Source organism: Coriobacteriia bacterium, assembly GCA_034370385.1.
GTDB lineage: Bacteria > Actinomycetota > Coriobacteriia > Anaerosomatales > PHET01 > JAXMKZ01.
Genome location: JAXMKZ010000056.1, coordinates 22,250 through 46,071 on the forward strand (window position 1 = coordinate 22,250; position 23,822 = coordinate 46,071).

The window sequence follows — 23,822 nt, forward strand, 5'->3', positions numbered from 1 at the left end:
GGGGAGGCACTCGATGCCAGTGGACGGAAGCATCGCCTCGCAGTGGTACTTCAAGCGAGTCGCCGACGCGAGCGACGCAAGGGGCGGTCCCTACACGTGGGACCAGATGACGGGCTTCGCAGCTTCGGGGCTCTTCACGCCGGATGACCTCGTCTGGCACGCGACGTTGCCGGGATGGGTGCCGGCACGCGATGTCGCGGGGTTGTTCGTCGGCGCGGGCGACGCGCTGCCGACGGCGGCATCAGCCGCTCAACCACAGGCAGTGCCGCTTGGCGTGGTCCAGCAGGCACCTGTTGCTCAGCCGATGCCCTCGCCGACACGCTCGCCGCGTCGCTCGCGCGTCGGTCTCGTCGTCGGGCTTCTCGCGATCGCTGTCCTGCTCGTTGCGGCAATCGGCGGCGGCGCGTGGTGGTTCCTTGGCGGGCGGGATGGTGGGCTGGCCGGTGACGGTCCCGACATGGGCGAAGCCACCTACAAGGCACCCGACGCGGCCTCAGTCATCACGTCCAAGCAGTGGGGTACCGTTCCGGCGAATCAGATCGGCATCGTGCTCGCCGAAGGTGGCAAGCGCCGGGATGCGGAGAAGGTCGCCAAGAAGCTGAACGGCTCGCTGGTCGGCGAGATGGAGTTCATCGACCTGTACCAGATCGAGTACCCGGGCACGACCGAAGATGACCTGACAAAGGCGATTGCTACTGCCAAAGCCAACGACAAGGTCGCCCTTGCGTTCCCCAACGAGGAGACCTTCGAGGATGCCGAGATCTGGGGTGTCCGGCAGGAGCCATACCAAGAGCCCATGTACGAGGGTGAGGCCGGAGACGGCTACCGCGCCATCGGCGTCCCCCAGGCATGGAAGTTCGTTCGAGGCGCCGGGCTCGATCTCGAGACGGTGAGGGTCGGCGTCATCGACTCCGGGCTGTGGGCGCCTGGTGAGGGCCGTGAGTCCGAGTTTGGCGGCGAGGTCGAGGTCGACTCCCCGGACGAGGACGGCGGGAAGGCGAGCGCTCCGAGCGTCAACGACGATGGGAGTACGAATCCGGCTGGCACCCACGGCACCGGCGTGATGACCGTCATAGGGGCCGACCCGGGCAACGGCGGCCCCGCGGGAGTAGCAGGCCCGCTCGGCAAGAAGCTCAAGATCACAAGCATCAACCGTAGCTCGCCCAAGTACGCGACCACGACGAGTACCCCCGACCCGAACGACCCGACCAAGGTGACTCTCAGTGGCGGGACGACGTGGGCTCTGGGGGACCTCAAGGCGGTGCAGACCGCCGTCGCCAATAACGCGAAGGTGATCAACTGCTCGTTCGGCAAGACCAACGGCAATCCCGAGGTTGCCGCCGCGTACAAGAAGTTCTTCGAGAAGATGGCCCAAGACCATCCCGGCGTCCTGTTCGTCTGCTCGGCTGGCAACGATCATCAGGTGGTGGACGGCTCTCGGCGGTATCCGAGCGGGCACGCGTTCGACAACATGATCACCGTCGGCGGCATGAACAACGACGGCAACTACTCGTCCTACTCGAACGGAAAGAGCGAGAACTACGAGATCACGCTTGCCGCGCCCGGGACGAAGGCTATCGTCGGTATGGGTCCCGATGGGGAGCCCGTCCGGCAGAACGGAACGAGTTTCGCCACCCCTCATGTCACGGCCGCTGCGGCCATTCTGCTGTCTCTCAACCCGTCGTTGAAGGCCGCCGATATCAAGAGGATTCTGAGCGAGACGGCGCGCAAGGGCTTGACGATCGGTGACCCCGGAGACCCGAAGGCGCATTCGAATCTCATTCCGGACGCTTACGGCGGCCGCGTTCTTGCCGTCGACCTCGCGGTGCTCCAGGTCATCAACGACATGCGCGCGGAGAAGGGCCTCGGGAAGCTCACGCCTGAGATCCTCGAACAGATCGCGGTGGTCGACGCGGTCGCCGTGACAGGCGAACCAGGCGAGTACGCAGTCAAGGGCATCGTGAAGATGACCGGCGACAAGGGCACCGACCTCGCCATCGATGTCAGCGCCGAGAACCACGCGATCGGCGGCAAGTCGAGTCAGCCCGTCGCTGCGAACACGGCCGGTGAAGTGAAGTGGACCGTCACCCTGCCTAAGGACGAGGGAGTGATCACGGTTCGCCGGACGGACAACGATGCGGCGAGCATCATCACCGTCGAGAAGTTCGACATCAACGGCTCGTGGTCGGGTGTCTTCACGATCACCGAGTTCACGATCACCGACCAGAAGGCCGCCGAGGAGGAGGGCTGCAGCGCCGCGATTCTCTCGGCTCTCAAGGGCAAGAAGATCCCGATGACCATGGACATAACCGTCGACGAGAGCGGGCAGGGTTCCGGAACGGGGCTCATCGACGTCGGCTCACTTGATCCTGACGACGACGTGACGAGCAACCCGACGCAGTACGGCATCAGCTATTCGGGGTCGACGATCACCTACGAGCCCCAGAGTGGCGAGGGCGTCAGCAGCATGAAGGCGACCGTCTCCCGCCAGGGCGAGAACCTCGTGCAGAAGGGCACGCTCACTGGAGGCGGCAAGGGCTGGCGGCTCAAGGCGGTCTTCACGCTCAGCAAGCCCGACACGCCCAAGTGATGCGCCCGTGAACCCGGTCCTTCGGATACCGCTGGGGACCGGGACGCTCGAGCTGGGCGTGTACAGCACGTTCTACCTGCTCGCGTGGGCGTGCTGCCCGCTGGTGGCGGCCGTGGTCGCGCGGCGAGGCGGAGCCCCGTTCGCTCGCGCGCTCGGCGTCTATGCCGGGGCGATGGCTGCCGGGGTCATAGGCGCGCGCATCTTCGACTTGGGGATAGCAGGGCGCTTCTACGCTGAGGACCCGTCGCGCGTGTGGAGCCTTCAGTTCCAGGGGTTCTCCCTCTATGGCGGGTTGCTCGTGGCAGCGCTGACTGCGATCGGGCTGGCGCAGTTCACTCGGCTCGACCGGTGGCCGCTTGCTGATGCGGCGGTGCCGGCGCTCGTTCTTGGCGTTGCGCTCATGCGCACCGGCTGCTTCCTGCGGGGCTGCTGCTTCGGAGTGGAGTGCGCTCTACCTTGGGGCGTGGTCTTCCCGTTGGGGAGCCCGGCGTGGGAGCTTCAGGTGGCGAGCGGCCGGCTTGGGTTGCTGAGCGCGCTGGGCGGCGCGGCGGCGATGCCGGTCCATCCCACGCAGCTCTACGAGATCGCTGCTGCCGTCATCCTGGGCGGCGCGGCGTGGGTTCTGGCCCGGCGCGGCGCACCGCGCGGCGTGCCGTTCCTCGCGTTCGCCTTTGGCTTCACGGCGTTTCGCCTGCTCAACGGATACCTGCGTGCGCGGCAGCAGGTCATCACGGCGCCGGTCTGGTTCTACCCGGTCTTCTACGCGGTGGTGCTGGCGATTCTTGCGGTTCTGATCGCCCGGCGGTACCACGCGGCCCGCGCCCAGGCGCAGGAGGCCCTGGCGCGCTACCCCTGATCTGACCACAGCCACAGGCATGCAGCGCTGCGCCACGGCCGCCATCGCTCACCGCGCTGGGCCAGATCCGTGCGACTCATCGGGCCGCCGAGCCCGGTCATGCGCCCGGCACTGCTGCGGAGGCCGAAGTCATCGAGGGCGAGCACATCGGGTCGGCCCAAGGCGAAGACCAGGTACATCTCGGCGGTCCAGCGCCCGACGCCGCGCAGGGGAACAAGGGTGTCGATGACCGCCTCGTCATCGAGCGACTCGAGCGCAACCCAGTCGATCTCGCCGGCCAAGGTGGCGCGTGCGATGTCGGCGACGTATTCGGCCTTACGGTTAGACAGCCCTGCAAAGCGCAGGGACTCGTGGGAGGCCGCGGCAAGCGATTCGGCCGACGACCCGACCTGCTCGGCGAGCTTGCGCCAGATGGTGGCAGCAGCCTTGGCCGACAGCTGTTGCGAGACGATGGCCTCCGCCATGACCTCGAAGCCGCCTCCGGTCACGGCGACCTCGACTGCGCCGATGCGGTCGATGAGGACTCCGAGCTCGGGGTCGGCTTGGGCGAGGTGACGCGATGCTGCGTCGTCGGCGGTGTAGCGCAGTGTGCGAAACATGGGGTCAGTGTAGCGCGGTGGCCCCTGCATCACGGCCTCGAAATTGGCTGACTTGACGATATCTGAGGGATATTCGTATAATATCTGGTCCCGCTAGTGGGGATTCAGGTGGCACATCCCGTCGGAGGTACCGAGTCGGGCAGCCGCATTCCGCGTATCATGCCGCAGCCCTGGAAGAGGTGCCGATGACGTCAAGAAGCTCCGCCGTCGCGTTCGACTCCGAAGACTCCGTAAGGCCGTACCTGAGCCGCATCGGGAAGGTCCCCCTTCTCACGGCTGCGGGCGAGGTCGATCTGGCTGTGAAGATCCAGGCGGGGGTCGAGGCGGAGCATCGCTTGGAGCGGGCTGACGCCGATCGCTCACCGCTGGTTCGGCGCCGGCTGGAGCGAGTAGCCGCGGTCGGAGTGGCGGCGCGGGAGACCCTCACCGTCTCTAACCTGCGTCTGGTCGTGATGAACGCCAAGCGCTACCAAGGCCTCGGACTTCCGCTCGCCGACTTGATCCAAGCGGGCAACATCGGGCTCATGCGTGCGGTTGAGAAGTACGATCACACACGCGGATTCCGGTTCTCGACCTATGCCACCAACTGGATCAAGCAGGGAATCAGGCGCGCCATATCCGACCAGGCGCGCAACGTCCGGCTGCCTGTGCACATGGGCGAGCAGATCCAGCAGGTGAACCGCGTGCGCCGTGGCTTGGTCACCACGCTCGGCCGTGAGCCAAGAAACGAGGAGATCGCCGCCGAGCTCGAGGTGGACGTCGAGCGGGTCGAGATGCTTCTGAGTCTGAGCCACGACACCATATCTCTGGAGACCCCGGTCGGCACCGAAGGTGACTGCAGCCTTGGGGAGTTCGTGGTGGACGACAAGGAGCCGACGGCGTTCGATTCGGCGGTCGTCCAGGCCATGCGCGATGACGTCGCCCATGTCTTGTCCACCCTCACAGACCGGGAGCGCCGAGTCATCGAGCTGCGGTTTGGCCTCGGTGACGACGCGCCCTGCACGCTCGACGAGGTCGGTCGCGAGTTTGGCGTCACGCGCGAGCGCATCCGTCAGATCGAGGGCAAGACGCTCTCACGCTTGCGTAGCTCGTCGCACGTCGCGAGGATGCGCGAGTACATCAACTAGCCGGCACTCGGCGCGCAGACGGGCGCGATATACTGCGACCCAGTCCGATCTGTTCTCTCGCCGGAGGCCCCCATGCTCGACGCGCGCTTGATCCGCGACAACCCCGATGCCGTGCGCACCGCCATGGCCAACCGCAACGCGTCGTGGGATGTCGACGCGTTCCTCTCGCTTGACGAGGAGCGCCGCCGCCTCATCGCAGAAGTCGAGTCCCTCCAGGCCAAACGCAACGAGGCGAGCAAGGCTATCGGCGCTCTGATGAAAGACGGCAAGCGCGACGAGGCGGAGGCCGCCAAGGAAGCCGTGCGCGACGTCAATGACTCGATCGCCGGCCTCGAGGGCGCGATGGCCGAGGTCGACGCGACGGTACGCGACCTGCTCATGACGGCGCCGAACATCCCTGATGCGGTCGTCCCGGTCGGGGCGAGCGAGGACGATAACGTCGAGGTGCGCCGCTGGGGCACACCCCGTGCGTTCGATTTCGAGCCCGTCGCGCACTGGGACCTAGGCCCCGCGCTCGGCATCATCGACTTCGAGCGGGCGGTGAAGCTGGCCAAGAGCCGCTTTGTGCTTCTGGGCGGCATGGGCGCCAAGCTTGAGCGAGCACTCATCAACTTCATGCTCGATACGCACGCCGACGCGGGCTACAAGGAGTGGTGGCCGCCCTTGCTCGCCAACGCTGAGACGCTGACCGGCACGGGCCAGCTGCCGAAGTTCGAGGACGACCTGTTCAAGACCGATGGCGAGGGCACGCCGCTCTATCTGATTCCCACGGCCGAGGTGCAGCTGACGAACATCCATCGCGACGAGGTGCTCGAGGGTGACACGCTCCCGCGGCACTACACCGCGTTCACGTCGTGCTTTCGCGAGGAGGCCGGCAGCGCCGGGCGCGACACGCGCGGCATGATCCGCGTCCACCAGTTCGACAAGGTCGAGCTGGTGAAGTTCGCACGTCCCGAGGAGTCGATGGACGCGCTCGAGGGCATGGTCGCCGACGCCGAGCGCATCCTGCAGCTGCTGGAGTTGCCGTACCGCACCATCGTGCTGTGCACCGGCGACATGGGCTTCGGAGCAGCCAAGACCTACGACATCGAGGTGTGGTTGCCCAGCTATGGCGCGTACAAGGAGATCTCCAGTTGTTCCAACTGCGGGGACTTCCAGGCGAGGCGCGCGGCGATCAAGTATCGCCAGCCCGCGGAGTTCAAGGGGAGTCGCCTCGTGCATACCCTGAACGGCTCCGGCCTCGCGGTCGGCCGCACCTTCGCGGCCATCCTTGAGAACTACCAGCAGGCCGATGGCAGCGTGGTGATTCCCGAGGCCCTGCGCCCGTACCTGCGGGGAGTCGACCGCATCGAGGCCGAGGGGTAGCGCCGAGGGGTAGTGCCATCTGGCCGCCGTCGTGCGGAGGTCGAACTAGGGCGCGACCGGTTCGTAGCCGGTAGCCACGAAGATGAAGACCGGCTCATCCTCGTAGGGCGTGCACGTGGTCAGACATGACGTGCGCAGGCACTGACCGTCAAGCCTCAGAGCCTTGAGGGGCAGATCCAGCACTCGTCCCTCGTTGCTGATGAGGGGCGCGACGCGCTCGTGCATGGCATCGCGAGCGTCCGGGTGGAGCACGTCCATGGCCGATACGCCAACCAGCTCAGCAGGGTCCGTTGCGCCGAGCATGTCGCAGGCGGCCTGATTCACGAAGGTCACCACGCGCGTAGTGACCGTGAGAACAGGCAGGGGCAGCACGTGAAGCGCCCCTCCGATGACACTGCCGGCGCCGAGAGCCTCCGGCGGTGCCGTCCGGGTGGAGAGGGAAGTGCACCGGCGCGAACTCCCCAATTCGACAACCACGCCGTAGCGCATATCGTCAAACGTGAAGCTGGTCGCCACAGTGGTCGCCTGAAAGCTGTTTCCTCTCAGTGACACCAGCTCGATAGCCACAGGCTCGGGCTGCTGATCGAACTGAAACAGCGCACGTCGGCGGCTGTCACTCGCTTCGCGGCTTCCCGGATGAACCAGCTGAGACATCGGCATTCCGCGCAACCGCTCTGAGGAATCCGCCTCAAGCATCGCCCGTGCCCGCGTATTCGACTCGATCACCGAATCGGGCGAATACAGGAGAATCGGTGCAGGGAGCGCTTCAAAGAGCGCCGACAGGAACGCAGTGTCGTTCACGGGATGAACCATGGATGTCTCTCGCGCGGTTTGCAGGCATCGCGACTCTAGCAAAATCCGTACCATCGCCGCAGGTCAGAGCATCAGCAGCCGCCGCGCGTTCGTGCCGAGCATGCTCTCGAGCTCTGCGTCGGTCAGCGGCAGCGAGCGCAGGTGAGCGATCTCGCTTCCGGCGTCCGTCCAGGGGCCGTCGCTGCCGAACAGCACGCGATGGGCACCGTGGGCACGAACCAATGCCACGAACTCATCGTCGGGGAGGTGGCCCGGCGTGTACGAGGTATCGAGCCAGACGTCGCGCCCTGCGAGATGCTCGGCCACGCCCTCCCACTCGCGAAAACCGCCCAAATGGGCGAGCACGACCGTCAGGCGCGGGAAGGAGTCGATGAGCGCGGCAAACGCTTCCGGAGTCCCGTTGACCGTGGGGTGGATCACATCGGCTCCCGCGTGGAAGAGGACGATCATGCCGGCGTCTTGGGTCGCCTCGAAGAGGGCGCGAAGGCGGGGCTCGCTCGGCGAGAACGACTGGTGCTCGGGGTGGAGCTTGAACCCCTTGAGCCCCAAGGCGCGCATGCGCGCGATCTCGCGTGCGGGGTCCTCGAGTTCCGGATGCATGGCGCCGAACGGCACGATGCGCTTGGAAGCCTGAGCCGCGGCCCAGTCGTTGATGGCCCTCACCTGGCCCGGTTTCGTGGCAACCGGCTGGATGACCGAGATGTCCACTCCCGAGCGGTCCATGGCGGCCACCAGCCCGTCGATCGTGCCGTCGTAGTGCGCAGTCAGCTCACCACGGGCGCTCTCGAGGAGCGCCGGAATCGCCCGCGGAGCGATGTCGTCCGCGAACGCGTGCGTGTGAATGTCGACCACGAGGCCCATCTCGAGCATTGTCGCACGGCCATTGCGCCCGCGACGGGTACACACCCCTTGCACGTCCAATCGCGATCGGGGAGTCCGCATGCGAAACGACCTCGCCCCCACCATCCTTGTCGTCTTCGGCGCGACCGGCGACTTGATGGCCCGTAAGGTGGTGCCGTCGTTGTTCTACCTGTACGGCAAGGGTATGTTGCCCGAGCGCCTCTGCGTGGTGGGATTCGGTCGGAGGCCGTGGGAGCATGCGGACCTTCAGAACCACGTACGCGGCATCCTCGCCGAGCGGGTTCCCCACGCGCACCTCGAGGACGTCGACCGGTTCGTCGACTTCTTCCGCTATCAGGAGGGGACCTTCGATGCGGATTCGGCGTACGCCGACACCAAGGCGTATCTGAGCCGGATCGAATCCGGTTGGGGGGTATGCGCCAACAAGCTCTTCTACCTGGCGGTGCCGCCCAGCAACTACGAGAACATCTTCCGCCGACTGGCTGCAAGCGGTCTCACCGACTCGTGCAGCTCCACCGAGGGCTGGACCCGCGTGCTGGTGGAGAAGCCGTTCGGTGACGATCAGCAGACCGCTCGCCAACTGGACACGCTGCTGGGTTCTCTCTTCCGCGAGGAGCAGGTCTACCGCATCGATCACTACCTCGCCAAGGAGATGCTCCAGGGCATCATGAACTTCCGGTTCACCAACAACCTGTTCGAGACGGAGTGGAACCGCAGCGCCATCGAGCGGATCGACATCACCTTGCTTGAGTCGATCGGGGCCGAGAAGCGCGGGGCGTTCTACGACGCCGTGGGCGCGCTCAGGGACGTCGGCCAGAACCACCTGCTGCAAATGCTTGCGCTCGTCACGATGGAGCAACCCGGCTCTTCGAGCCCGGCCGACATCCGGCAGGCGCGCGCGCAGCTCATAGACTCGCTGCCGACGATGACCAGCGGCGAGGTCGCAGACAACACCTTTCGAGCCCAGCACGACGGCTTTCGCGAGATCGTCGGCGTCGGACCCGCCAGCGATACCGAGACGTACTTCAAGATCCGAACCCGTCTGGCCGGACCGCGCTGGGCGGGGGTGCCGGTCACGATGGAGTCGGGCAAGCGGATGGGACCGGCGTGCAAACGCATCGTGGTGACATTTCGTCACCCTGTTGACTGTTTGTGCGAGGAGCACGCACACGTCACAAACAAGGTCGTATTCACGCTCGAGCCCTCCGACCGCATCGAGATCGTCTTCTTCGCCAAGAAGCCCGGCTTCGACACCGAAGTGGAGGAACGCTCCTTCTCGTTCTTCCTGTACGAGAAGTCCGAGAAGGCACAGTACGTCGAGGAGTACGGGAAGCTGCTCTTTGACGCGTTTCGCGGCGACCAGACGCTGTTCGTGTCCACGCGTGAGGTCGATGCCGGCTGGCGCTTCATCGATCCCATCGTGGACGCCTGGCGCAGCGGCGTCGCGCCATTGCACGCCTACGCGCCGGACACTGCAGCCATCGTGACCGAGGCCGACGCGTTCCTCGCGCGCAAGACGGTGCGCGGGCGCGTCGGCGTTGCGGGGCTCGGGAAGATGGGGGCTGGTCTGGCGAGGAACCTCATGCAGCACGGTTGGCGCGTGGTGGGCTGGAACCGTACGCCCGCGGTCGCGCGTTCCATGGCGGTCGACGGGCTGCAGCCTTCGGAGACGCTCATCGACATGGTGGCGGCGCTGCAGCCGCCGCGCGTCATCTGGCTCATGGTGCCGGCTGGTGCGCCTGTCGACGAGCTCTTGTTCGGAGCCAAAGGCGATGACGTCGGCGGCCTGATGAAGCTGCTCGCCCCGGGCGACACGGTCATCGATGGGGGCAACTCGCACTTCAGCGACGCGCCCCGGCGCGCCGAACGCCTCGCCGAAGTCGGCGTGCGCTACGTCGACTGCGGGACGAGCGGTGGTCCTGCGGGCGCCCGACACGGAGCCACGCTGATGGTCGGTGGCGATTCGTCGACCTTTGAGGCCCTCGAGCCGATGCTTGCCGACGTCGCGGCGCCGGGCGGGTACCGCTTCTTCCCGGGCCACGGCGCGGGCCACTTCGTCAAGATGGTTCACAACGGCATCGAGTACGGGATGATGCAGTCGATCGCTGAGGGCTTCGCCGTCTTGCAGGCGTCGCCCTTCGAGCTTGACTTGGAGCAGGTAGCCGACCTCTATCAGCACCGGAGTGTGGTGGAGTCGAGGCTCGTCGGCTGGCTCGAGGACGCCTATGCCGAGTACGGCGACGACCTCGAGGGCGTGAGCGGGGTGGTGGGTCATAGCGGCGAAGGAGAATGGACGATTCGCGCGGGTGAGGAGCTCGGTGTTGCCACGCCGGTGATCAGCGAGTCACTCGACTTCCGCAAGCGCTCCGAGGCGTCGCCCGACTACACCGGGCAGGTACTGACTGCGCTGCGCAACGCCTTCGGCGGGCATGGCCTCGGCCCGGGAGGCGGACCGCGCCGCTAGTCGGCGCCTCCGCCGGAGCGGGGACGTTGTTTGACGCGAAGCGCCCGCAACTCGTCGGGAAACGATATCATACAGCCCACAGATGATACGGTTAATGACTCACTGAGTCGTTCTCTCCCACGTCGCGTCGCGCCCGCCCTTTGTGCACCGGATCTCACCGTTGTCCCTCAGCTCGCCGAGCACCCGGACAATCGTGGGCCGGCTTACTCCCGGACAGGCTCGTTCAATGTCCGCATAGCGGAAGGTCGTTGGGAGGTGCCGGATGCAGTCGATCACCATCTCGCGTTTCGCCCCGCGCCCCGTCCCCATCTGTCCGACTCGTTGCCCGAACTCCAGGTACGCGGCGAGAAGTACTCCATGCGAGTACTGCAGCCACGGCACCAGATCGTGCCGGCCTTCGTGCCAACCTTCAGATGATGCTCCGAGCGCCTCGTAGTACGTCTCCTTCGAATCTTCGATGACTTTTTCGAGACTGATGTAGCGGCCGACGTCGTACCCCGACTGATACAGCAGCATCAGGTTCAGGATGCGCGACAGCCGTCCGTTGCCGTCGGAAAACGGGTGGATGCATAGGAAGTCGAGCACGAAGGCGGGGACCGAGATCAGGAAGTCAACCTGCCCTCCCGACATCACCGAGTGGTAGCCGGCTATCAGGTCGTGCATCGCGGTGTCGACGAGGTGCGGTGCGACCGGGCTGAACCTCAAGCGGTGCGTGCCGTCGGGCAGGACGTCGACGATGTCGTTGGCGGTGCACTTCCACGTCCCGCCCGGAGTGGGTGAGAATTGGTAGAGGTCACGATGCAATTGGAGGACGAGCCCAGTCGACACGTCCATGCCTTGCGCGCTTGCGTGGACGGTCGACAACACGTCGCGATACCCGGCGATCTCCTGTTCTGAGCGATCCCTCGGTGTCGTCTTTTCCGCGGCCAGCTCGGCCACGCGCCCCGAGGCCGCGGTCACGCCCTCGATCCTGTTGGACGACTCGATGCTCTGCACGCGAGCAACCTCGCGAAGAGCTCTCAACGCCTGAGGCGACTGCTTCTCGAAGAGCTGTTGCGTGCCCTTGTACTCGCCAAGCAGACCGATCGAGCGGACCGTGGACATGGGCACGGTGGTCTTTTCGAGGTGACCGGGCCCGAACGAACCGCGCATAGCGCCTCCTCGGAAGAATGAATCGCGGGACACCAAGATGATATCGATAACGCCTCATGATGTCATTCGATGTCTGCGGGGGAGGAGATCTCGGCCCGGGAGGCGGTCCGAGGCGCTAGTCGGCGCCTCCGCCGGAGCGGGCGCGACGCAGGCGCTCCAGCTGTTCCAGGTCGGTCGGGATCAGGTCGTCGGGGATCTCATCGCGCGGCATGTCTGCCATTGCTATGAAGCGGGCGCATCCGGAGTTGGCGACGACACAGAACTCCTCGCGCATGGACTCTTGAAGCTCGGGCGAGTAGCCGACTCGATCGTTGAAGAAGACGCACGTCTCAATGTGGATACAGCGGACCATGGAGTTCGCTCCCGGTGGTGAACGGTGGGTACAACCAGATTCTCGCACACCCTCGCGATTCACGCCTGCCAGCCCCATCCGCCGCCACTATCGACTACTCCATCACCTTGGTCGATTCTGCCAAGTCGAGACGGAAGATGCGGCGGACGGGTGGGATCTCGGACAAGAGCAGGACGGCCAGCATGAGCAGGCAGATCTTTACGATGCTCTCGGGGTAGATGAACGCCTTGAGGGTGTAGGACTCCGTGGTGAACGAAGCGAACAGCGCATCGGTGGCCTTGAGCCCCAGCCAGATGCCCAGAGGCAGCGCCGCCAAGGCCAGCAGGAGATTCTCCAGAGTGATCATGAATGCGAGCCGCACGTTGTCCTCGCCGATCGTTCGCATCGTGGCGATCTCGCGCGTGCGCTCCGTCACGTTGGCCGTGAACGTCGTGAAGACCACCACGAACGCGAGCGCCGCGCCGAACATCAGCAGAACGGACCCAAAGAAGTCCATGAGCTCCAACAGGCTCTTGAGCCGTTCGACGAGTCCGGCTTTGACCTGCACGCTGGCGGCGCCCGGCATGTCGTACAGCTCGTCTTGGATGCGCTCGTCGCGGCGCGGATCGGCATCCAGGTACAGCGCGTTGTACTCGCTCACCTGCGAGCCGATGAGAGCGGCTGCGGCGTCAAAGGACATGAACGCCGGCTGCCCGAGCATCTCGTCGGACAGAGATCCCACCCGCATGAGCACCGGATCGTCGATGAGCGGCGAGTCCACCGATACGCTCGATCCCGGCGCAAGCCCCAGCTGCGTCGCCGTTGACGCCGCAAGCACCAGATCGCCCGCCGCGAGCGCCTTCGCCGGCTCGGCGCCTCCGGCTGGCGTGAAGCCATGGAAGTCGGCATCGGGGCTCATGGCCGTCAAGACGACGTCTTTCTCGACACCGCGCGCGGTGAGCGTTATGGGCACGATGAGCGCCTTCTGCACCCGTTCGACCCCGTCGATGCGGCGCACCTCGGCGACGCGCGCCTCGCCGAACGGCACGCTGAACGCAGCCATGACATCCCACCGCTCCACGTCGGTGAACGCCTTGTCCATGAGGTAATCGATGGAGTCGAACATCGCCACCGTCGTGACCGACAGCACCATGGCAAACGCGATTCCGAGCACCGTGTAGAGACTGCGCCTGCGTGCCCTGAAGAGGTTGCGGATGGGCAGGCGGAACGTGAAGGATCGGGGCAGGATGGGGCTAAGCATCTTCTCCAGCAGGGGGATGCGTCCTCCCGCGAGTGAGCGGTTCGGGTCGGCGTGCATCGCAATGGACGGGGCGAGGCGTGCGGAACTCCAGGCGGGGACGGCGGCAGCCGCAAGACACGAAACGAAGGCGAGTCCGACGGCAACGGCCACGACGTGGGGGTAGAAGCCGCTCGTGAGGAAGGGGAGTCCGAGCAGCGCCACGTAGCTCGCCGCGATGCCCTGGGCGCCCCACAGCCCCAAGCCGACCCCGAGTAGTGAGCCTGCCGCGGCCACCATGGTCGCGACCGTGAGGTAGTGCGTAAGGATCTGGCCGTCGCTGTAGCCGAGCGCTTTCGCCAGACCGATCTCACCCCGCTGCGCCTGCACCAGGCGGGAGAGGGCGATGAACAGCGACATCGAGCTGATGACGAGTACCAGCGCCGGCATCGAGCGAGCCATGATGCGGTTCTGGTCCAGTTCCGTCTGCAGCCCGACGTGTCCCGGCATGTCTTCGCGCAGCGCGGTGGAGATCAGGGCATAGCGCCGTAGCCGATCCTCAACGCGCTCGGCGATGTCATCCACATCGGTGCCCGGGCGCACGCGCACGGCGATGTCGTTGCCCGACCCCGCGCTGCCGAGCAGGTGCTCGACGGTGCGTTCGCCCGTGAACACCAGCGCAAACGAGCCGGGCGAAGGCAGGTCTCCCTCGCTTTGCATGGCGTACAGGTACTCCGGGTCGGTGCCGATGCCGACTACGCGGACCAGGACTCGCTCGCCGCTGATGCGCAGGGTCAGCCGCTCGCCGACCGTCGTTCCGGTGTCGGTGGCGAACTGCGGGCTCAACAGCACCTCGTCGCGGGAGTCAGGCGCCGGAAAGCGGCCCTGCTCGACGTGCGTGGCGTTGACGGTGGCGCTCGGTCCCGGCGTGCTCACGATGCGCGCGGTGGCCTGATCGCCGTTGCTCAGCTCCAGGCCGACATCTCGTACGGTGCGGACGCGCGCCGCGGTGACCCCGGAGATGCGCTCGATCTCCCGAGCGGCCGCAAGGGGCATGCGCTCCACCCGGACGGTCAAGTCGGCGAAGCGCAGCTGCGCGTACGCCTGATCGAGCGAGGCGGCCAGATCGTAGTAGCCGTTCTGGAACGTGACGTAGCTTGTGATCCCGAGCGAGACCAAGACGATGAGCGAGATGAACTGACCCTTGTGGGCCAGGATGTCGCGCCACGCCTTGAGGGTGAGCGTGCTGACGAGCCGGCGTCTCACCAGGTCACGTCCTCCGGGGCGACCGGGTGCTCGTTGATCTCGACCGAGGCGATCTCGCCGTCACGTATCTGCAAGACCCGGTCTGCGATAGCGGCAAGCGGCATGTTGTGCGTGACCAGCACGACCGCAGCGCCTTCCTCGCGGTTGACGTCACGGAGCGCCGAGAGCACGAGCTTGCCGGTGCGAAAGTCCAGGTTGCCGGTGGGCTCATCGCCCAGAATGAGCTTGGGCGCCTTAGCAAGTGCCCGGGCTACAGCGACGCGCTGCTGCTCGCCGCCGGAAAGCTGCTTGGGGAAGTGGCTGACGCGGTCTGCCAGACCGACCTTGGTCAGGAGCGCCTTGGGGTCGCGGTCCGGCGGGACGCCGTCGCGCGATGCGAGATCCACGGCGAAGCGGACGTTCTCTTCGGCGGTGAGCGTGGGGATGAGGTTGAAGAACTGGAAGACGAAGCCGACGTTCTCGCGCCGAAAGAGCGTGAGCTCGCGGTTGGACAGGCCGGAGATGTCCTGACCGTCGAAGAGGATCTGGCCGCTTGTCGGAGCATCGATGCCGCCGATGAGGTTCAGAAGCGTCGTCTTGCCCGATCCCGAAGGTCCGAGGATCGCGACGAACTCGCCGCGCTTGATCGTGAGGTCGCGAACGTGGAGCGCCTGAACCTCGACTTCTCCCATCTTGTAGACCCGCCGCACGTCGCGCAGGACAACGAGATCGTCGGTCACGGTCGTCCTACTTCCTCACGTCGCGGGCCAGTCTCGCGTAACGGCCGCCGCCGCCCTGTGCAAGCACCGGGTGCTCTGGCACTTCATATACCCGAAGCCGGTCGTCGAGGAAGTCGCTGAAGACAAGCACGCTCCCATCGTCAGAGACGTCGAGCGCCGTGCACTGGTTGCCCCCGACGATGCCGTCGAGGGGCTTGGCCGTCTTCGCGTCGATCAGCATGATCGAGCCCCATTCAGGTCCGGGCAGGTAGTACGACACAGCGTTGTTCGCGCCGCGGTTGCTCACGAACAGGACGCGGCCATCGGGTGACAGGTCGATGGTGTTGGGCTTGTGGCCCACGGTGGCGAACCTCTTCGTCTGGTTCGTCTTCATGTCGGTGGCCCATACACAGTCCTTGGCCATGTCGCTTGCGAAGAGCACGCCGCGCTTCTCGTCGGCGACCAGGTGCCGCAGGGCACCGCCGCTGCTGAAGACGCGCTTCACACGGCCGCTTCTCAGGTCCACCCGTTCGAGATCGCCGGTGCCGAATGAAGCGACCCACAGCGTCGCGCCGTCCGCGGAGGGCCACAGCCCGCGTGGTGTGTCGGCCACCGGGATGCGCCGCACGAGCTTGCCGGTGCCGAGGTCGATCTCTGAGACGTCGTCGCCCGACCAGTTAGCGGCATAGAGCGTGGACCCATCGGGTGAGAGCGCCACGACCTTTGTCCAGGCGCTGTCGGTGTCGAGTGAGCGCTGTACCGTGCGCCGCGCCACATCGATCTCGAAGACCTTCGCGGTCTCCATCTGGCTCGCGTAGGCGCGGGTGCCATCCTTCGAGAAGACGACCTCGACGGCTCCGTGCGTGCCCAGATCGACCTCACCGATGCGCCGGCCGGTACGGGGATTGAAGATCTCGATGGATGGCGGCCCGTTGAGGATGGTGGCCCATGCCTCCTGGCCATCGGGGGTAAGGGCCACCCCTTTGGGTGCTCCAGCTGCGGAGATGGTTCCGAGGCCGTGCACGACCTGTCCCTCGGGGTCGAGGCTCACACGCAACGTCGTCGGCCGGTCGAGGAACAGCTCGCGCTCAAAGGTGTTGCAGCCCTTGGCGGTCACCTTCACGCGCACGGCCCCGGCGGGCAAGGTCGTCTCGCAGGAGCCTGTTGCGGTGGATACCGTGCTGCCGCCACTCGTCACCACGACTTTCGCGGTCGGGGGCTTGGCACTGATGACCAGACGCTGGGGTAGAGGATTCAGCTCGATGCGCCGCGACGCGCCACGGAAGCGTCGAGCGGTCACGACCACGGTCCGGGTCTCGAAACCGCTGCGGGCCGCTGTCACGCGGTAGTCACCCGGACGTGTGGCCGGCAGTCGGACGGTGCCCGTGGCGGTGCGGGAGCCGCTGACCGATACGGTGGCGTCGGCAGGCGTCGCGGTGACCGCGAGTGCGACGGGTCGGGACCACGCCCATGCGAAGGCGCCCACCCCCACAACGAGGACGAGCGCCAGCACGGTCGTGACGGTGCGATTCCGACGCCGCCGGGCTGCGGTCGCTGTGGTGGAGAACACGTGGCCGCGGCGGCGGGGCGCCTTGTGGAACGTGTGGACCACAGACTTCGGCGCGGGCCTTGTGCGTGTGCGCGGCAGACCGCTTCGGGGATTCATGCCGTGTGTGCCGAGAGTACGCGCAGGGCGACCTCGATGGCGCTGTCTGCGTCGCGGGCGTCGATGAGGCTGCCGTCATCGTAGTAGCGTGCGAACTCGCTGCCGAGGGGGAAGCCGATGGTGATGACGGTTCGGCCGCTCTTGAGCGCCAGCGCTATCTCGCTGATGGTTCCCGCGCCACCCGGAAGTGAGATGACGAGATGGCTCGACAGCACGTTGATGACGTTGCGTGCGTCACCCATGCCGGTGGCGATAGCGATATCGACGTGAGGTGAGACGCCGGTCGTCGTCTCAGTGGGCAAGACGCCCACGACCAGGCCGCCTCGTTCGTGCGCGCCTTGAGCAGACGCTGCCATGACGCCGGCGTCGCGTCCGCCGTTGAGGAGAACGAAGCCATGCTCGGCGATCAACTGCCCGATTCTGCGGGCCTCGGCCATGACGACTTCGTCTGCAAGGGCCCCGCCCATGACACCGATGACGGTATACATAAGCCTGTTACCTCCTGGCGCCGATGGTACGACACCCAAGGCGTGGCGCACACCCCGTCAAGGGGCGTACTCTTCGCAGTGTCGAAAGGTGGTCCCATGATCGCTCGCCGTGTGCTCGCCTCACTCCTTGCCGTCACGCTGCTTCTCAGTGCCGCTCCCGCTACGGCCGGAGAACGCAAAGACGCTCCGCCTGCGTCATCGAACACCGCATCCGAAGGGTGGGTCGTGGGTCTGGCTGAACCGCTTGATGTGTCCTCTCGTCGCGCGCTCAAGGGCGCCGGCGTACAGGTGAGCAAGGTATCGGACGACCGGACGCGGGTACTCGTCACCGCCGAAACGCAGAGTTCTTCGCTTGCTGATCTTCGCCGCACCAAGGGCGTGGCGTGGGCCGAGCCGGTTCAGCGATTGCGCGCCTCGCGAGTTCCGAGCGATCCGGCGTACGCTCGCCAGTGGGGGTTGCCTGCCGTGGGCGCGCCCACGGCGTGGGATCTGACCCAGGGCGCGCCCTCCGTGGTGATCGCGGTGATCGACACAGGAGTCGACCTGGTCAATGTGGAGTTCGCGGGTCGCCTCGTGGCCGGTAGGGACTTCGTGAACGGGGACTCGTCCGCACAGGACGACGAGGGACACGGCACCCATGTTGCGAGCATCGCCGCAGCCAGCGCCGACAACTCAGTGGGCGGAAGCGGGCTCGCCCCGCTGTGCCGCATCATGCCGGTCAAGGTGCTCGACTCGGAGGGAAGCGGCACGAACTTCGACGTTGCCGAAGGAATCCGCTGGGCAGCCGATCGTGGCGCACGCGTCATCAACCTGAGTCTGGGTTCGCGCCAGTACTCGCAGGCTATCGCCGAGGCGGTCCAGTACGCACTACGCAAAGACGTCGTGGTGGTTGCCGCTGCGGGCAACGACGCCACCAGTGTCGACTACCCGGCCCGGCTGCCGGGCGTGATCGCGGTCTCTGCCGTTGACTCGAACATGCGCCTCGCGTCCTTCTCGAACCGAGGAGCCGAGATCGATATCGCCGCGCCGGGTGTCGACATCCTCGCCACGCTCCCGGGGGGCCGCATGGAGGCGTGGCAGGGCACCTCGATGGCCTCGCCGTTCGTGGCTGCGGCTGCTGCACTGGTGCGTTCCTCCAACCCCCAGCTGACCCAGGCGCAGACGGCCGCTCGCTTGACGTCGAGTGCGCGCGACATCGGCCCGGTGGGCCAGGATTCGTCGTTCGGCGCGGGCATGCTGAATGCTGCGGCGGCGGTGGGGCAGGCGACCTCCGGCGACGACGACATCCCTGGGGTCGAGATTCCCGTCTCGCCGTTCCAAGGCGCGCTGTCCGCTCGCGACGACACGGTCGACGTGTTTCGCGTGAACCTTCAGGCGGGGCAGCGCATAGTCGCCTCGATGACCGCGGATTCCGGCACCGATTTCGACCTGAGTCTCTATGGCCCGAGCGCCGTGAGCATCGGCGGCTCCGTGCGGCCGCTCGCGTTCTCAGCAAACCCGGGGTCGGCGGAGCAGATAGCGTTCGTCGCCCCATCGGCGGGACCCTACTATCTGGTTGCGCAGGCCACGAGTGGCTCCGGTGCGTTCTCGCTGGCCTACACGCTGAGCGCCCCGCTGCCGAGCGATGACGACGTACCGGGAGTCGTGCTGCCGCCGAGTCCTGTCGTCGGCACGCTTGACGAGAACGGCGACACCGACGATGTGTTCCGGGTCACGCTCGGACGCGGTGACCGGCTCCAGGCCAGCCTGACCGGTGCGCCGGGCACCGACTTCGACCTGTATCTGTTCCCGCCCGACGTGCCGACGGTGGACGGGTCGTTTGATCCCGTCGCGTTCTCTGATCTGCCGACGTATCCGGAGAGTCTCAGCTACACCGCGACCAAGGCCGGAGACTACTACCTGAACCCGTACGCCTATGACGGGGCTGGCTCGTACACGCTGACTTGGAGCATCACGCGGGCACCGGGTGACTTTGACGACGACGTGCCCGGGCGGGCGTTGCCTCCATCCCCCTTCGGTGGCACGGTCTCGGTGGTGGACGACGTCGATGACGTCTTCTTCATCGATCTTGTGGCGGGCCAAGAGCTCACCGTCGATCTGATGGCCGGCTTCGGGTCCGACTTCGATTTGTACCTGTTCGGTCCGGGGACCACGACCGTGGACGGGTCGGAGCCATCGGTGGCCAGGGCCAACAGCAGCAGCTACCCGGAGCGTCTCACCTACGTGGCGACCGCTGCGGGACGCTACTACCTCGACGTCTATGCGTACGCCGGTTCGGGTTCCTACAGCCTCTCGTACACGTTGAGCGCGCAGTCTGCCGACAACAATATCCCGGGTGTCACGCCGGGCTCGTCGCCTCTCAACGGCTTGCTCGATGAGCGGACCGACCCCGATGACGTGTATCGCATCACACTTGCACAGGGGCAGCAGCTCACGGCCCGCCTCACGGCACCGGGATCACCTGAGCCCGACTTCGACCTGTACCTTTTCGCTCCGGACGCCACGGATGTAGGCGTCGACGATCCGGTCGCGGTCAGCTACGGCGAGGAGTACCCGGAGCTGATCACCTACGTTGCCCCCGTTGCCGGCACGTACTACCTGGACGTCTATGCGTATGAGGGTTCGGGAGCCTATCGCCTCGAGTACGCAGTGGGGGAGGCAACTGCGCGGGCGACTACGATCACGCTTGAGGCGGATAAGCCCGTGGGACAGACCGCTGTCTCACTCGCGGCAACACTTTCTGCTGCCGGCACGAGGATTCCTGGCGCAGCGGTCACGTTCCAGGCCTTCGTCGCCAACTCATGGCGGCTCGTCGGGTTCGCGCGCACCGATTCGAACGGCGCTGCCACGGCGGTTTCGGATCTGGCGGGTGCTCGGCGCTTCCGCGTTCTGTTCTCGGGCAACGCGGGTCACGTTTCGTCTACCAGTCCGGTCACGGAGATACCCAACCGCGCAGCAGCGGGGATAGCACTCACAGCGTCGCCTGCGACCACGGCGTACGGGGGCCGGACGGTGCTGACGGCGCGAGCGACCGACCTGAGCAGCGGTGCAGCACTGATCGGGACGGTGCGCATAGAGAGGCGTTCCGGCTCGCGATGGATTCCGGTTGCGACGACGCGGGTGGCGCCGGGAACGGTCAGAGCGTCTGCCACGATCCGATCCGCGGCCACCTACCGCGCCGTGTTCGCCGGGACCGAGTCGCACGATCCGGCCCAGGGTGACTCACTCACCGTGAAGCCTCGCGTGGTGCTGAGCGCGCCGTCCTCGCCGTCATCAGCTCGAAGGAGCACGCGGTTCGCCGTCAGTGGCTCGCTCGCGCCGCGGCACACCGCAGGTACGCCTGCTGTGCGCATCGAATGCAGCCGATGGGATGGGTCTCGCTGGGTGCTCAAGCGGACCGTCAGTGCGCGCGTGTCCAACTCAGGGGCCGCTTCGCGCTACACAGCGAGCGTCTCTCTGCCGTTGTCCGGTCGCTGGAAGCTTCGGGCCGTGCATCCCGCTGATGCGGCGCACGCGCTCACGTACGGAGCCTACAGTCGGATCATCACCGTGCGCTGAGTGGCGCGGTAGGCCGAGGGCGACCGCGCCTACGGCAGCAGCGATTCATCGATGACCTCGCGGGCGACTGTCGTAGACCGAGTCGAGTACACGCTGATGCGGTCGACGGCGATGAGTCGGCGGGGTTCCTCGACGGTGAAGTAGAGCACAGACGCACTGTAGGGCAGCGGCCGTCGCCCGGATGCCTCAGCGTCGTAGGGCATGCCGCCGAGCGTTCCCGAGTTGAGTCGCACCGTTCCTTTGGTGACGTAGAGCCGGGCCGAGTGCGTGTGCCCGCTCAGGATCAGCGGCACCAAACCAAGGAAGGGCCGTTCCATCTGCGGGTTGTGAATGGCCACGATGTCAGGCGTCGCTTCACCCGAACGTAGCGACGCGCGCAGCCGAAGGAGCGCCTGCTGTGCCTCGGCCTCGATCCGGCCTCGGTCCGGTTCAACACCGAAGCCCCGGCTGATCGGGTCGGGAACCCCGAAGACGCGTAGGCCGCCCGCCTCGACCGTGCCCGAGGCGAGTACCGTCACTCCAAGACTCTCGAGAGCCGCTACCGAGGCGGGCGAATCGTGGTTGCCGGGGATGTAGAGGCGCGGTACCGACGTGTCGATGAGTGCGGCGAACCCACTCGCCTCAACCGGTGTGCCGAGGATAGGCAGGTCACCGGTATCGATTACGAGAGAGGCCTCGTAGGAGCGTGCCAACGAGCGCGAAAGTGCGGCCCCCACAGGATCGAGGTGCAGGTCGGTGACGTGCAGGACCCGGTAGGTTCCCGGGAGCGCGCCGCCCGATGAGAGTGAGCGCTCGTCGGCGTAGTACGTCGCGAGGTCATTGGCGACTTTGGCGGCTTGCTCCCGTAGACGCTCGATGTCTGCGACCCGGGTGGAGAAGATGTTGACCAGCTGAGGGGCGTACGTGAGGTTGCCTCGAAGGGTGGGTGCGCGAAAGGCCGCTATGTCCCACGTGGCGTAGGCGGTGCCTACCGCAGCAGCTGGCACTGCGACTGATAGCGCTATTGCGAGCGCAACGACGGCTCGACGACGGCGAAAGGCGAGTGCAACGAGGGTCCCACCGAGCCCGGCGGCGAGCAGCCCACCGCCGATCAGTCGCCAGAGCAGTGCAGACAGTCCCCGGAGGGGGAGCCCGCTTGCCGCGTCCGCTCCCATCGTCGTCGGCAGCGACAGCGCGCCGCTCTCGATCATGCGTGTCGTACGCACCACATCGATCTCATCGAGGCGCACGCCTAAGCGCACCGGTCCCCAGTGCGTGGGCGCCTCGACGCTTCCAAACGGCGGGAGCTCGACGACCGTGCGGGGAGCGGTTGCGGCGGAGAGGAAGACCTCGAGCTGCGCCGGTCCAACACCGAGCCGACCGTGCGCGAATGACGAGAAGGCGATGACGCCCACGGCGACCGCCAAGACGACCGCCGTTGCGTCGAGTGCGACGCAACGGACACGGGACCTGGAAAAGATGTCTCGGAGCAGCGGCTTCATTGGTTGAGGGTACCCCTACGGCCGTCCCGACGACGCGGCCGATGGGTTTCGGGTGCGGCTGAACGCCACAGACCTCCCCCGTTTGCGAGCGACAGAATCCGGGCACATGAAGACGTCAGGGGTTCGCGGCGACGCCGCGAAGGCGAGAGGGTAGTCGGGCCGCTATCCGGATATTGGCATCCGGGCAGCGGCCTTTCTTTGTGCGGATGGAGCCCGCGGTCTGCGGCAAGGGAGGTTGATGTGAAGGTCGGCCTTATGGGTTTTGGCAGAGCGGGGAGGCCCGTCGCTTCCGTCCTGCTTGAGTCTGGACTCACCAATCTCCAGTGGGTTGTGAGGGCGTCTACGGTGCTTCAGCACCGCTCGGTGCCTGAGTTCCTCGGAGTTGCCTCGGAGGAGCCGGGCCTCATCTACTCGAAGTCTGAGTTCGATGCCGGGGCGCTTCTGGACGAGCACCCCGTCGACGTCATCGTTGATTTCTCCTCCGAAGAGGGGCTCGACTACTACGGTGACGAGGCGGCGGAGCGCGGAATCACGGTGGTGAGCGCGATATCGAACTACCCCGACCACCAGCTTGAGAAGCTGCACCGAATGGCTGAGCGGACCGCGGTGATGCACTCGCCGAACATCACTCTCGGCATCAACTTCATGATCATCGCCGCGAAGATACTGCAGAACATCTCTCCGCAGGCAGACATTGAGATCATCGAAGAGCATTTCAGCAAGAAGGCTGATGTGTCCGGAACCGCGAAGGTCATTGCTCGCGAGCTTTCGATTCCAGAAGGGGACATCAAGACCATTCGGGCTGGTGGCATCGTCGGTGTTCACCAGATTCTGTTCGGTTACCCGTATCAGACGGTTCGTCTCAAGCACGAGTCCATCAGCCGGGAAGCGTTCGGCAACGGTGTGCTCTTTGCCCTCGAGAATCTTGTCGGCAAGCCGAACGGTCTCTACACGATGGAAGACCTGCTCATTCCCTATTTCAAGTTGGAGGAGCGCGAGGAGGATGTCCTGCGGGACAAGAGGACCCCTTGGTGGCATCTCTGGAGGTGAAGGGCGCATCTGCGCTGTCGGGCAACGAGAAAGGTCGGAGGATGTGCTCCTCCGACCTTTGACTTCGTGGTGCGCCTCGCAGTGTGTGAGTTCACCACATCGTGGACGCATGTGTCGGAACATCGTGGACACCTATCGAAGGGGTGTCTGCGATGGATGTGGCGCGCTATGTGGTGGAGGCCGTGCTCGTGGAGGGGCGGAGCTACCGGGAGGTGGCACG

General features: G+C 66.0%; 17 protein-coding genes. 7 read left to right on the plus strand and 10 right to left on the minus strand.

What is annotated here, in order from left to right:
• Nucleotides 1-13 precede the first annotated feature (13 nt).
• Together U1E26_11575 and U1E26_11580 are read left to right on the plus strand one after the other, a co-directional pair.
• A complete protein-coding gene (locus U1E26_11575) occupies nucleotides 14-2,590 on the plus strand; it encodes a S8 family serine peptidase (GenBank protein MDZ4170275.1) in 2,577 nt (858 codons plus the stop codon).
• A 7-nt stretch (nucleotides 2,591-2,597) separates the two neighbouring features.
• Entirely contained in the window at nucleotides 2,598-3,446 is an 849-nt protein-coding gene (locus tag U1E26_11580; protein MDZ4170276.1) for a prolipoprotein diacylglyceryl transferase family protein, read from the plus strand.
• Here the strand turns inward: U1E26_11580 and U1E26_11585 are convergent.
• Complete coding sequence (locus U1E26_11585; GenBank protein MDZ4170277.1) at nucleotides 3,437-4,075, minus strand: DNA-3-methyladenine glycosylase 2 family protein; 639 nt, start codon at nucleotides 4,073-4,075, stop codon at nucleotides 3,437-3,439. The two genes, U1E26_11580 and U1E26_11585, sit on opposite strands and share 10 nt — an antisense overlap.
• Nucleotides 4,076-4,230: 155 nt before the next feature.
• Between U1E26_11585 and U1E26_11590 the strand changes: the two genes are divergently transcribed.
• Together U1E26_11590 and serS are read left to right on the plus strand one after the other, a co-directional pair.
• On the plus strand, nucleotides 4,231-5,172 hold the full coding sequence (locus U1E26_11590) for a sigma-70 family RNA polymerase sigma factor (protein ID MDZ4170278.1): 942 nt from the start codon (nucleotides 4,231-4,233) through the stop codon (nucleotides 5,170-5,172).
• 72 nt (nucleotides 5,173-5,244) lie between these two features.
• Nucleotides 5,245-6,537 (plus strand): serine--tRNA ligase, encoded by a 1,293-nt coding sequence (gene serS, locus U1E26_11595; GenBank protein MDZ4170279.1) that lies wholly within the window; start codon nucleotides 5,245-5,247, stop codon nucleotides 6,535-6,537.
• 45 nt (nucleotides 6,538-6,582) lie between these two features.
• Here the strand turns inward: serS and U1E26_11600 are convergent, their stop codons facing one another.
• Together U1E26_11600 and U1E26_11605 are read right to left on the minus strand one after the other, a co-directional pair.
• Nucleotides 6,583-7,350 carry a PAS domain-containing protein gene (locus tag U1E26_11600; GenBank protein ID MDZ4170280.1) on the minus strand — a complete coding sequence of 256 codons (768 nt, stop codon included), beginning with the start codon at nucleotides 7,348-7,350 and terminating at the stop codon, nucleotides 6,583-6,585.
• A 63-nt stretch (nucleotides 7,351-7,413) separates the two neighbouring features.
• Complete coding sequence (locus U1E26_11605) at nucleotides 7,414-8,202, minus strand: amidohydrolase family protein (protein ID MDZ4170281.1); 789 nt, start codon at nucleotides 8,200-8,202, stop codon at nucleotides 7,414-7,416.
• A gap of 88 nt (nucleotides 8,203-8,290) precedes the next feature.
• Here U1E26_11605 and zwf point away from each other — a divergent pair, with 88 nt between their 5' ends.
• Complete coding sequence (gene zwf, locus U1E26_11610) at nucleotides 8,291-10,675, plus strand: glucose-6-phosphate dehydrogenase (GenBank protein MDZ4170282.1); 2,385 nt, start codon at nucleotides 8,291-8,293, stop codon at nucleotides 10,673-10,675.
• A 99-nt stretch (nucleotides 10,676-10,774) separates the two neighbouring features.
• On the opposite strand, the gene U1E26_11615 is transcribed toward zwf, so the two are convergent.
• The 6 genes from U1E26_11615 to U1E26_11640 all read right to left on the minus strand — a co-directional run bounded on the left by U1E26_11615 (nucleotide 10,775) and on the right by U1E26_11640 (nucleotide 17,513).
• Nucleotides 10,775-11,827, minus strand: coding sequence for a Fic family protein (locus U1E26_11615; protein MDZ4170283.1), 1,053 nt, complete (start codon nucleotides 11,825-11,827; stop codon nucleotides 10,775-10,777).
• 115 nt (nucleotides 11,828-11,942) lie between these two features.
• Nucleotides 11,943-12,179: a hypothetical protein gene (locus U1E26_11620; GenBank protein ID MDZ4170284.1), complete on the minus strand. Its 237-nt coding sequence runs from the start codon at nucleotides 12,177-12,179 to the stop codon at nucleotides 11,943-11,945.
• A 94-nt stretch (nucleotides 12,180-12,273) separates the two neighbouring features.
• A complete protein-coding gene (locus tag U1E26_11625; GenBank protein ID MDZ4170285.1) occupies nucleotides 12,274-14,661 on the minus strand; it encodes an FtsX-like permease family protein in 2,388 nt (795 codons plus the stop codon).
• Entirely contained in the window at nucleotides 14,658-15,332 is a 675-nt protein-coding gene (locus tag U1E26_11630) for an ABC transporter ATP-binding protein (protein MDZ4170286.1), read from the minus strand. The genes U1E26_11625 and U1E26_11630 overlap by 4 nt, the downstream gene beginning before the upstream one ends.
• Nucleotides 15,333-15,387: 55 nt before the next feature.
• Nucleotides 15,388-17,025, minus strand: coding sequence for a hypothetical protein (locus U1E26_11635; GenBank protein MDZ4170287.1), 1,638 nt, complete (start codon nucleotides 17,023-17,025; stop codon nucleotides 15,388-15,390).
• Nucleotides 17,022-17,513, minus strand: coding sequence for a TIGR00725 family protein (locus U1E26_11640; GenBank protein MDZ4170288.1), 492 nt, complete (start codon nucleotides 17,511-17,513; stop codon nucleotides 17,022-17,024). Before U1E26_11640 ends, U1E26_11635 begins: the two co-directional genes overlap by 4 nt.
• A 96-nt stretch (nucleotides 17,514-17,609) precedes the next feature.
• On the opposite strand from U1E26_11640, the gene U1E26_11645 reads away from it, so the two are divergent.
• Nucleotides 17,610-21,071 (plus strand): S8 family serine peptidase, encoded by a 3,462-nt coding sequence (locus U1E26_11645; protein ID MDZ4170289.1) that lies wholly within the window; start codon nucleotides 17,610-17,612, stop codon nucleotides 21,069-21,071.
• A 29-nt stretch (nucleotides 21,072-21,100) separates the two neighbouring features.
• Here U1E26_11645 and U1E26_11650 read toward each other — a convergent pair whose 3' ends face one another.
• Nucleotides 21,101-22,552: a metallophosphoesterase family protein gene (locus U1E26_11650; GenBank protein MDZ4170290.1), complete on the minus strand. Its 1,452-nt coding sequence runs from the start codon at nucleotides 22,550-22,552 to the stop codon at nucleotides 21,101-21,103.
• A gap of 240 nt (nucleotides 22,553-22,792) precedes the next feature.
• Between U1E26_11650 and U1E26_11655 the strand changes: the two genes are divergently transcribed.
• Complete coding sequence (locus U1E26_11655) at nucleotides 22,793-23,602, plus strand: dihydrodipicolinate reductase C-terminal domain-containing protein (GenBank protein ID MDZ4170291.1); 810 nt, start codon at nucleotides 22,793-22,795, stop codon at nucleotides 23,600-23,602.
• Nucleotides 23,603-23,822 lie beyond the last annotated feature (220 nt).